A 2,328-nucleotide genomic window follows, 5' to 3' on the forward strand; every position below is an offset into this window, starting at 1 on the left:
AACGATCCGGGTAATCCGGACCTGATGCGCCAGGTGGGTAAAGAAAGTTCGCAGGGAGTAGAGCTCGATGTAGTTGGGCATCTGTTGCCGCATTGGAGTATCATTACCACGTATGCGTATAACCGTGCCGTTATAACCGACAGCCCGGTGCCGGAGGAGATCGATCGCCAGAAACCGAATGCTCCGAAGCATGTGGGAAGTATATGGACACGTTACTCCATTCCACATGGAGAGCTGGCGGGTCTTGGCTTTGGAGTAGGTTCTAACTTTGTGGACAAACGCATTCTGAGTTTGAATGCCAACCAGACTATTCCAAGCTATACTTTGGTGGATGCCGCCCTTTACTATACTATAAATAAAGTGCGCGTTCAGTTTAACATGAACAATATATTTGATAAAACCTATTGGGTAGGAGGGTACGACTATGTGCGTCTGTTTCCCGGTAAACCTAGAAACTTCCTCGTAACCCTGGGCTATACATTTTAGGTAAGTATATATATGATCCGGATAATTCTTCTTTTTCTTCACCGGTGGCTCGGTATCATCAGCGGGCTCATTGTTTTTGTTGTGAGCATCACCGGGGCTACGTTTGTTTTTGAAGAAGAATTATTCCGGGTATTTCATAAGGAAGCCGTATACGTTACTCCCGGTAAGCAGCCGTTGGATATTAATGTATTGAAAGCGGCAGCACAGGAGAGCATCGGTAAAGACAAGACGATCAATTTTGTTTTTATGTATGAAGATGCAAACCGTGCTTATTGTTTCTCTGCGCTTGAGCGCGATGCCAAAAGCAAAAGTTTATGGGATAAGGATGAGATCAAATATTACTACCAGGTATTTGTCAATCCATATACCGGCAAAGTACAGGCGGTAGTAAATAAAGAAACAGAATTCTTTTATACCGTTAGGCGTATTCATCAGAACTTGTTGCTGCGCAGAGGCATTGGTAATATGATCGTAGGATCGGCTGTACTCATCTTTGTATTCATACTCATCAGTGGTATAATTCTGTGGTGGCCACAACGAGTGGCAGCATGGAAGCAACGCGTTACGATAAAATGGAAAGCGCGCTGGAGACGTGTGAACTATGATCTTCACAGCGTTTTAGGATTCTATATCTTCCTGGTAGCACTGCTTATAGCTACAACAGGATTAGCATGGTCGTTCGAGTGGTGGGAGCATGGTATAGTTTCGATGATGGGTTCTTCCAAAAAAGAACTTGCCTTTCTGACCGAACGTGATTCAGTAAATATACCTTCGGCAGAAGGTGTTACCCGCGCATGGCAGGATTCGCGAAAACGTTACGATCATTTCAATCGCATGACGTTTACGTTCCCTTCTAAAAAGAACAACCGCGTGCAGGTATTTATACAATACAAAGGTGCCTCTGCCTGGACGGACAGTGACTATATCTTCTATAATAGTGCTGATGGAACTGTTCAACAAGCAATAGCACACAGCGCCAAGCCAATGGCATTACAATGGCGCAATTCCAATTACGATATACATACTGGTAAAATATATGGCTGGCCAAGCCAAGTGCTCGCGTTGATAGCGAGTTTGATCTGCGCATCCCTCCCGGTGACGGGTGTTATTATATGGCTTGGTCGGAAAAAGAAGAAGGCTATTCCAAAATCTGCCGGTGTTCGTAATAGGGTGGTTGTTAAAGCAGCGTAATGTAGGTGCCACTAAAGTCCTCCCAACTTCAACATTCGTTGATCGATGTTCCTTGTTCGATATTCATTTCCTGTTATTTGTTATCTGTTAATGGATGCCTATATATTCTCAACACCTATGTGGGGTAAGAGGAAAGTTGCTAAAACACGTCTTACCAAAAGAGATGTGCTTCTGCGACATATATACTGTGATTTTCTATACCCCGAAATAATTCTTCCTGTAGGTTATTGATTCAAAACACACCGGACTTATCCGGTATATTTTCAATTTCTGATTTCGACAACCGGCTGATTTCTCCGTCCGGTATACCAGCCAGCTTCCGGCAATTTATACTTTAATCAAACATACTCCCGCATACTGTATTACGGGCAAGCACCTTATAGCACATCTATATACCTATATATAGCGATGGTTCGCGGAGCAGGTTATACCTACATTGCTTACAGCCCTTCTCGTTCCTAATCTTACTACCGTTCCCGGCCGGAACAGCTTTTAGTAACCACCCTTCATCTGACTATGAAAGCATTCTACAAAACCGTCCGACTTGCTATACTGTTTACCGGTATGCTAATCCTGAGTTGCCAGGAAGAGCCACAGTATACATCTGCAACCCATAAACAAACCTACCAGACTTTTATCACTGCCGATAAA

General features: G+C 43.8%; 2 protein-coding genes. Both read left to right on the forward strand.

From position 1 onward, the window contains the following. The coding region (locus tag VIN08_RS03525; RefSeq protein ID WP_331960311.1) for a TonB-dependent siderophore receptor at positions 1-486 on the forward strand (486 nt) is incomplete at its 5' end. A 12-nt stretch (positions 487-498) separates the two neighbouring features. Next, on the forward strand, positions 499-1,677 hold the full coding sequence (locus tag VIN08_RS03530) for a PepSY-associated TM helix domain-containing protein (RefSeq protein ID WP_331960314.1): 1,179 nt from the start codon (positions 499-501) through the stop codon (positions 1,675-1,677). Positions 1,678-2,328 lie beyond the last annotated feature (651 nt).

This window comes from Ohtaekwangia sp., from assembly GCF_036568665.1.
Lineage (GTDB): Bacteria > Bacteroidota > Bacteroidia > Cytophagales > Cyclobacteriaceae > Ohtaekwangia.

Coding starts and splice junctions, on each gene's coding strand:
- VIN08_RS03530 (WP_331960314.1), top strand. CDS start 499: ATGATCCGGATAATTCTTCTTTTTCTTCACCGGTGGCTCGGTATCATC.